This is a genomic window from Nitrobacter sp., assembly GCF_051535215.1.
Taxonomy (GTDB): domain Bacteria; phylum Pseudomonadota; class Alphaproteobacteria; order Rhizobiales; family Xanthobacteraceae; genus Nitrobacter.
The window spans coordinates 80,425-88,797 of sequence record NZ_JBPPLY010000011.1 but is presented as its reverse complement, the minus strand read 5'-3'; the positions used below and the strand labels follow the sequence as shown (position 1 = coordinate 88,797).

The window sequence follows — 8,373 nt, the reverse complement described above, 5'->3', positions numbered from 1 at the left end:
ATTTCGGCCTGAAGTCGGTTGATGAAGTGGTCAATCACACGCCGGGCCTCAGCACCGTGAACGCCGGAGGTGAGCGGATCACTTTCTATGCCCGTGGTTTTCCCGTTCGGAGTTTTCAGTATGACGGGGTGCCGATCTCTTTTCAAAACTATGACGGCGCCAACGCCACTACCGAGCAGCGAACGGACATGGCGATCTACGATCGCGTCGAAGTGCTGAAGGGCGCGGCGGGCCTTCTGACCGGCGTCGGCGACCCCGGCGCGACGATCAACATGATCCGCAAGAAGCCGACCCGCACCTTCCAGGGTTACACGAAGCTCGGCGGCGGCTCCTGGAACAACTACCGCAGCGAGCTCGATGTCAGTGGTCCGCTGAATGAAAGCGGGACCGTGCGCGGCCGTTTCGTCACCGCTCATCAGGACGGAAACTCGTACCTCGATCATTACCATCGTAAAAGTTCGATCTTTTACGGAATCGTCGAGGCCGATCTGACGCCGGACACCTTGTTGTCCGTCGGCGCGGACTATCAGCGCAGCGTTCCGAGAGGAGCCGCCCACGGGGTGACCATTATGTTCAACAGTCTCGGCGAGTTCAACGACATGCCGCGTTCGTTCAATCCCGCGACGCGCTGGAGCACATGGGAGGCATACACCTACAACAGCTTCGCCACGCTGGAGCATCGCTTCGACAACGACTGGCGGGTCAAGCTGCAGCTCAACCATCAGATCGGCGGTTACGACGCCCCGGTCGGCTGTGCCTGCAGCGGCTTTCCGAATCCGGTGGACGGCACCGGCGTGACGATGTGGCGGGGCCTGTGGACCAGCAAGGCGGAAACCAGCGCGGCCAATATTTATGCCACCGGGCCGTTCTGGTTGTTCGATCGCAAGCACGAGCTTGTTCTCGGCGGCAGCATTTCGCGACAGGATCGGGTGCGTGTTGATTACCGTGCAGACCCGGCTAACCCGGGCAGCAGCATTGTTCCCGACTTCTACAACTGGACCGGCGATGTTCCGCAGCCCGCATGGACACTGTATGCGCCTGGCGATCCCAACAAGGAGATTTTTGATGACAAGGCGTTCTACGCAGCCACGCGGCTTCAGGTGCACGACAGGCTGAAGGTGCTACTGGGAGCGCGCATCGAAAACTATGAAGCGCGGCAACGCATCTATGGAGTCAGCACTCACCTCAAAAAGCCGGATCAGGTGATCCCGTATTACGGCGCCATCTTCGATATCACCGATGTTCTCTCCGCCTATGCCAGCTATACCGGCATCTTCATGCCGCAAGCCGCATTGAACGAACAGGGCGCGACACTCCCGCCGATCGAAGGCATCAATACGGAAGTCGGTCTCAAGGCCGCCTTCCTTGACGGACGCATCAACGCCAGCGCCGCGTACTTTCAACTGAAGCAGGACAACTACGCGATCCCGACCGGCGGCCTGACGCCAAACGGCGCACCGGCCTATCGGCCGGTGGACGGCGTGATCACCAAGGGTTTTGAACTGGAAATTTCGGGCCAGCTCTCGCAGCAGTGGCAGATCCAGACCGGGTTCACCCACAATGTCTCTCAACTGAACAATGAGAGAGTTTCCTCCACGCCCACGCCGGCGAACCAGTTCACGCTCTACACCACCTACAAGCTCGACGGTACGCTCGATGGCCTGACGGTGGGCGGCGGCACGCGCTGGGTGGACACGACCTCGGATAAAGTCACCCACCCGATCTATGGCTCGATATGGCATACCGCGCCGAGCTACTGGGTGGTGGATGCGATGGCGAGCTACAAGTTCAACGAGAAACTGTCGGCCACGCTCAACATCAGGAACCTGCTCGATAACAAATACTATACTTTCTATGGCTGGTATAACGGCTACTCGTGGGGCGCGCCACGCAGCGTTCAGTTGAGCATGACGTACAAGTTCTGAGGACGCGTGCGCCTTGTGGCGGCGATCTGCTGCATCGCCGCCGCCTGTTGGACAATATTAGCAGCCTGTTCTCGCTTTGGTCGTGACCTATCGCTGGTAGCCCGCCCGCTAGAACACGCGGGTACTTGGTTGGGCTGCCACGCCCGGGCGTGGCTCGCAAGGCGACACCAAACGATCGGCCACAATCTGGAATGGTTCTTAATTCCGTTCCTTTGCGGAGTGCTGCGCGATTGGCTATGGGAGAGCGGTCAGCCGCGCGTCATGACGGCGTGCGGCGCTGGCCCTTCCCGCGATTCCTGCGATGGTCGATAAACCCGCTCTGCTACGTTTGCTCGGTGCATTCGCCGGACATCGTCCTGCGCTCGAAGCGGCCTTGCGGCGGCAGCTCCGCAACAGCACGGTCGCGGCCGATGTCATGCAGGAGAGTTGGCTTAAGCTCAGCGGGGGCACGGATGCCACAATCGAGAATGCCGATGCCTATGTGCGCCGCGTGGTGCGCAACACCGCAACCGATCATATCCGCAAGGAGCGCCGTCGCGCCGCCATCGATGCAGAGGTGCGCGATCTGTTGTGGCCGGCCGATGATGAACGCTCCCCGGAGCGCATTCTGATGGGGCGGCAGGCGCTGGCGGCGGTCGCCGCGGCACTGGAGCAGATGCCGGAGCGCTCCCGCATCATATTCGCAATGAGCCGCTTCGAGGGCAAGACGCATCGCGAGATCGCCGAGCGGTTCGGCATCACCGAGCAGGCCGTATTCTACCATGTTCGTCGCGTGCTGGAGCACCTCGCGGTCATTCGCGACGACATGCTGGACTGACGTGCCGGGACCGTCGGACCATTTTCATTTAGGAACTGCCGCTTCGCGCGTCTTTAGCGTAGAAGCCTGTTCGGGCATCGGCAACATCGCGATACGCCAGATGAGAGAACCACAAGCGCCAGCCGTCAGTGACCGCGCCCGCAAGGAAGCGCGCGATTGGGTCGTGCGCCTGTCGTCCGGCGGCGTGTCGGACACCGAGCTTGCGCAGTTCAAGGCCTGGCAAGCGGCAGCCTCCGATCATGCGCGCGCTTTCGCCCAGGAAAGGCTGTTCTGGGGGGAACTCGGCAGCCTTGATGCGGGCCGGGCCTCTGCGGCCGAGGGAACTGCGGCCCGGCCTCGCCTCGTCAGCCGCCGCGCCGCTCTCGCCGGCGGCGGGGCGCTCGCCGCATCGATCGCGGGCGTTATGGTCGCGCCAAGGATCAAACTGCTATGGGAGGCGGACTACCGCACCGCCGTCGGCGAGCAGAGGCGTGTCACCCTTCCGGATGGCGCAGTAGCGACGCTGAACACCGACAGCGCGATCGCGCTGGATTATCGCCCGGACCTGCGCCTGATCCATCTGTTGCGCGGCGAGGCCTTTTTTGAGGCGAGACCGCAGGGAGGGCGGGGGCTTCGTGTTGCTGCGTTCGGCGGGGTGACGTCTCTCAGCGAGGCAGCCTGCGCGGTCAGGCTGAACGATGCCGAGGCGGTGATCACGGTAGCCTCGGGCCAGGTCGAGGTGTTCTGTCCGGCTGCCGCCGCTGCGATGACGCTGGATCCGGCCGCGATGGTCGCTGTCCGCGCCGCCCAGGCGACCAGCTATATGCGCGGCCAGGCGCCGGCGCCGGCTACCGCCGTCGACACGCAGACCGCACTGGCATGGCGCTCGGGCCGGATCATTTTCGACGGGCGCACATTCGCACGCGCTCTCTCTGATCTCGAACGCTATGTGCCTGAACGGATCGTCCTGACGGACCGAAGCCACGCGGGCGACCTCGTCAGCGGCATCTTTTCGGTCCACGAGGCCGAGGCGGCGATCGAGGCGCTGGCGCAGACCCAAAATCTTACGGTGCGGCGCATCCCCGGCGTGATGATCGTCATCAGCTAGAGCATGATCCCGAAAAGCCGAAACCGGGCGTCGAGTTAGAATCTTTCAAAATTTTTCCGCATCTCTTTTAGATCGGCCCCTGCCGCGCGTCTTGCCTGCGAGGAGATGATTGCGGTGAGCCGCTGCTCCTCGCCTCGCTGCCCCTTCCAGGGCTGAGAGAGTTGGACCGAGAGGCAAGGGGGACTTGGGGAATGGCCGGTATCAATGGCGGCGGAATGCCGGGGGGCGTCCGCCGATTGTCGCGCGCACTTCTGATGTCAGCGGCGATCGGTGCATTGAGTTTGCCCTTGATGCCCGGAATTCAAAGCGCATCGGCGCAGTCGCAGGCGCGTAATTTCGCTATTCCCGCACAGCCCTTGTCGTCGGCTCTGCGTGCGTTCGCCGATCAGTCTGGAATGCAGCTCGCTTATCGGACGGCCGATCTCGGCGGCATCCGGTCCCCCGGTTTTTCCGGGACCGCATCAGGCGGGCATGCCCTTGCGCGGCTTCTCGCGGGCACCGGCGTGACCTACACCGTCACAGGCGCCAACACCGTCACCATTCAACAGCCATCGGCCGCGATCGGCGGCGCAGCGCCGGCCGGCGCCATCTCGCTCGACACGATCGACGTACAGGGAGCCTCGACGAGCGATCCCGGCATGACCGAAGGCACCGGTTCCTACACGCCAAGCGTGACCGCGAGCGCGACCCGGCTTCAACTCACGCCGCGCGAAACGCCGCAGTCGATCAGCGTCATCACGCGCCAGCAGATCGAGGATTTCAACCTGAACACCGTCGACGACGTGATGCGCCAAACCCCCGGCATCTCGACGGTGACGTATGAAAACGAGCGCGTCGAATATTACGCGCGCGGCTTCGCCATCCAGAATTTCCAGGATGACGGAATGCCGGGCCACTACGACAGCGGTTATCCTGCCGGCCAGTCGCTCAGCGACACGGCGATGTACGATCGGGTGGAGGTGCTCAAGGGCGCGAACGGCCTGATGACCGGCAGCGGCGATCCCGGGGCCACCGTCAACCTGATCCGCAAAAAGCCGACGCACACTTTTCAGGGGCATGCCACTATCAGCGGCGGCTCCTGGGATACCTATCGCGGAGAAGTCGACCTGAGCGGACCGTTGAACAAGGAAGGGACCGTGCGCGGCCGCTTTGTTGCAACTCATCAGGATCGTGGATCCTACATGGATCATTTCACGAATCGTGGCTCGATGGTCTACGGCATTCTCGAAGCCGACCTGACTCCTGACACGCTGTTCACGGTGGGCGCGCACTATCAGCATAACCTGCCGAAAGGGACATCCTTCGGCGGCATTCCGCTGTTCGACAGCAACGGCGACTTCAACGACATGCCGCGCTCCTTCAATCCCGGCGCACGCTGGAGCAGTTGGGAACAATATGTCTACAGCGTATTCACCGCGCTGGAGCATCGCTTCGACAACGAATGGCGCGTCAAGGTGCAACTCAAGCGCCAGATCAACGGCTACGACACGAAGCTCGGCTCCGCGAGCAACGGCAACCCCAACCCTTTGGATGGGTCCGGCGTCAGCATCTGGTCCGGAGCGTTTCTCGGCAAGACGCAGCTCGACGTCGCCGAGGCCTATGCGACAGGACCCGTCTACATGTTCGGACGCAAGCATGACCTCGTTGTCGGAGGAAGCATTTCCAAAAGACATTGGGTCAATTCGATTTCCTCAGCCGATCCAGCCTACGATCCCACGGTTCCGAACTTCTACAGTTGGACCGGGAACATTCTGGAGCCGGCATGGGTTCTTGACGGAAAGGGTAACGAACTGGTGCAGAACCGCGCAGCCTATGCCGCCTTCCGGTTCAACCCGCACGACCGGTTGAAACTGATCGCTGGCACGCGCCTGGTGCACTACGAATCCGCGCAGCGTCCCTATTGGGATCCTATGAATGAACAGCGCATCGACAAGTCGGTCGTGGTGCCTTACTTCGGCGCGATCTTCGATATCAATGAGCACATCTCGATCTACGGCAGTCATACCGGCATCTTCCAGCCTCAATATGAGCAGACCGAGCAGGGAATAACGCTGCCGCCGCGGGAAGGAACCAGCAACGAGGTCGGTCTGAAGTCCGCTTTCTTCAACGGACGTTTGAACTCCAGCGCCGCGTATTTCGAGATCGAGCAAAACAACTATCCGGTTGAAACAGGCGGCCTTGCGCCGGATGGCAATCCCGCCTATCGGGCGGTCGACGGCGTCATCACAAAAGGGTTCGAGCTGGAAATCTCAGGCCAGCTCTCGACGCAGTGGCAGCTCCAGGCCGGCTTCACGCACAAGGTCTCGAAACGCGACGCCATCAAGGTTTCGACCCTGACGCCAGAGAACCAGTTCACTCTCTATACGACCTACAAACTCGAGGGGACGCTCGATGGACTGACGGTCGGCGGCGGCGCGCGGTGGCAGGACATCACATGGAGCGATGAGGTCTGGAACGGGGTCATCGGCGACGACGTCAGAAGCACGGCGCCGAGTTACTGGGTGGTCGATCTGATGGCGAACTACAAGATCAACGAGAATCTTTCGGCCTCACTCAATGTCCGGAACCTGTTCGACAAGAAATATTACTCAATTTACAACTGGTACAGCAGTTACACCTGGGGCGCGCCGCGCAGCGTGCAACTCAGCATGACGTATAAGTTCTGAGGGTGTGGAGTTTCTTCGCGCTCTTCGTCATGCGGACTTGATCCGTCTGGTCCCTTGAAAAAGATCGATAGCGAGGGAAAGCCGGTCATTGGAGCGCCTCGACCTGAGATAATTAAACTCAAGCCCAATCACTTATTAGAAGCCATCTAAACTATCGCCGTTGCGGCGATTTTGCGGTTCTTCTATCAGGATTTGCGGACGACCTTCTTCGTTACGGCTGAAGGTTTGCCGCCAGCATTCCTGGAATCGCGCATCGCAGCATGGATACAGCGTCCACAACGGGCACCGATGATGACGTGATGTCGGTTTATCTCTGGCAATGGAAAGCGCTGTGCGCGCATTTGAAGAAGCGGACCGGATCGCAGGAGCTTGCCGAGGATGCACTTCAGGAAACATGGCTCCGGCTCGCGGGAATGAAAGGCGACGCCGCCGCGATTCACGATCATCACGCTTTCATTTTGCGGGTCGCCGGAAACATTGCGATCGACCTCGTCCGCAAGGAGCGGCGTCATAGCGTGCATTGCGTCAGCGACGAGGCGCTGCTCGCGGCGGTCGCGGATAATACGCCGTCGCCGGAGATTTGCCTCATCGATCGCGACCAGCTTCGCCTTCTGGCGCTTGCGTTGGCCCAATTGCCCGCAAAGCCGCGGGCAGCGCTGCTCCTGAGCCGCTGCGATGGCTTGTCCCATCGGGAGATCGGCGCGCGGTTGAAGGTCTCGGAGAGCATGGTCGCGAAATATCTCGGGCAGGCGCTGCGCCATTGCCGCGATCATTACCGTCATCAGGTCTGATATCCGCGCCCGACCGGTCTATGTTCGGCCGCCTCGCTTCGTCCTAGAAGGAGGGATCCGGCGCGTTGATCCGCGGGATTGCGCCGGCGGTGAAGGGCTGATTGCGATGAGACCGGACGACGAGCGGCAAAAGGCCGATATTGCGCTGAGCGATGCCGCCATCGACTGGCTCGTCAGGCTCAAGTCCGGGCAGGCCACCGTCGACGACCATGCAGCTTTTGCGGCATGGCGGGGGCAGAGTGCGGAGCACGAAGTGGCTGCGCGCGAGGCCGAAGCCATCTGGCATGGCGTCGGCATTGCCGGCGACCGCGCCAAGAGGCTGGACCGAAAGGCGCGCCGTGTCAGGGTGACGCGAAGGGCCGTGCTGGGCGGTGGGACGCTGGCGGTGGCTGGCTTTGCTCTCGAGAGGTCCGGCGTCATCGGGCCCCGCCTGTTTGCGGATTATGCCACGGACGTGGGAGAACAGCGAACGGTTGCTCTCGCCGACGGGTCGTCCGTGTTCCTCAACGCCAGATCGGCTTTGTCGGTGAAGTTTGGTGCAGCGGAGCGCCGGCTGTCACTGCTGGAAGGCCAGGCGACCTTTGCGGTTGCGCGCGATGTGGCCCGGCCCTTTGTCGTCGAGGCGGGAGACGGGCAGACGCGCGCCGTCGGGACCGTTTTCGACATCGATATCCGTGCCGACGAAGCCATCGTGACGGTCGTGGAAGGTGTGGTCGCGATCACCACGGATCAGGCACCTGATCCGGTCGTTGCGCGGGCGGATCAGCGGGTTCGTTACTCTCCGCGCGGAAGGCCCGCGGCGCCGGAGGCGACCAATGCCGATGTTGAAACGGCGTGGCGCCGCGGCAAACTGATCTTCAATCGGCGTCCGCTGGCGGAGGTGGTGGCCGACATCGAGCGTTATCGCCGCGGGCAGATCGTCCTGGTGGGAGAGGGGCTGCGGTCGCTGGACGTGACGGGGGTTTTCGATCTCAACGATCCGGAAGCGATCTTGCGCACGATCGAGGACACGCTGCCGGTGCAGATGACGCGGCTGCCCTTCGTCACCGTCATTCGCTAAAGCGGTTCTCGATGACACGGAATCAAT

At 61.9% G+C, this 8,373-nt stretch carries 6 protein-coding genes; all 6 read left to right on the top strand.

The genetic code is table 11. From position 1 onward, the window contains the following. Window positions 1-1,925: TonB-dependent siderophore receptor (locus tag ACS3WB_RS11890; RefSeq protein ID WP_438275770.1), on the top strand; the 1,925-nt coding region annotated here is incomplete at its 5' end. Between the two features lie 301 nt (window positions 1,926-2,226). Then, window positions 2,227-2,742 carry an RNA polymerase sigma factor gene (locus ACS3WB_RS11885; protein ID WP_438275769.1) on the top strand — a complete coding sequence of 172 codons (516 nt, stop codon included), beginning with the start codon at window positions 2,227-2,229 and terminating at the stop codon, window positions 2,740-2,742. A gap of 100 nt (window positions 2,743-2,842) precedes the next feature. Continuing rightward, window positions 2,843-3,829, top strand: a complete 987-nt coding sequence (locus ACS3WB_RS11880) for a FecR family protein (protein WP_438275768.1) — start codon at window positions 2,843-2,845, stop codon at window positions 3,827-3,829. A 191-nt stretch (window positions 3,830-4,020) separates the two neighbouring features. Further along, on the top strand, window positions 4,021-6,495 hold the full coding sequence (locus ACS3WB_RS11875; RefSeq protein WP_438275767.1) for a TonB-dependent siderophore receptor: 2,475 nt from the start codon (window positions 4,021-4,023) through the stop codon (window positions 6,493-6,495). Between the two features lie 260 nt (window positions 6,496-6,755). After that, window positions 6,756-7,286, top strand: coding sequence for an RNA polymerase sigma factor (locus tag ACS3WB_RS11870; protein ID WP_438275766.1), 531 nt, complete (start codon window positions 6,756-6,758; stop codon window positions 7,284-7,286). Window positions 7,287-7,392: 106 nt separating this feature from the next. Further along, the gene (locus ACS3WB_RS11865; RefSeq protein WP_438275765.1) at window positions 7,393-8,346 is read left to right on the top strand and encodes a FecR family protein; all 954 of its coding nucleotides are present in this window, start codon (window positions 7,393-7,395) and stop codon (window positions 8,344-8,346) included. Window positions 8,347-8,373: the final 27 nt, after the last annotated feature.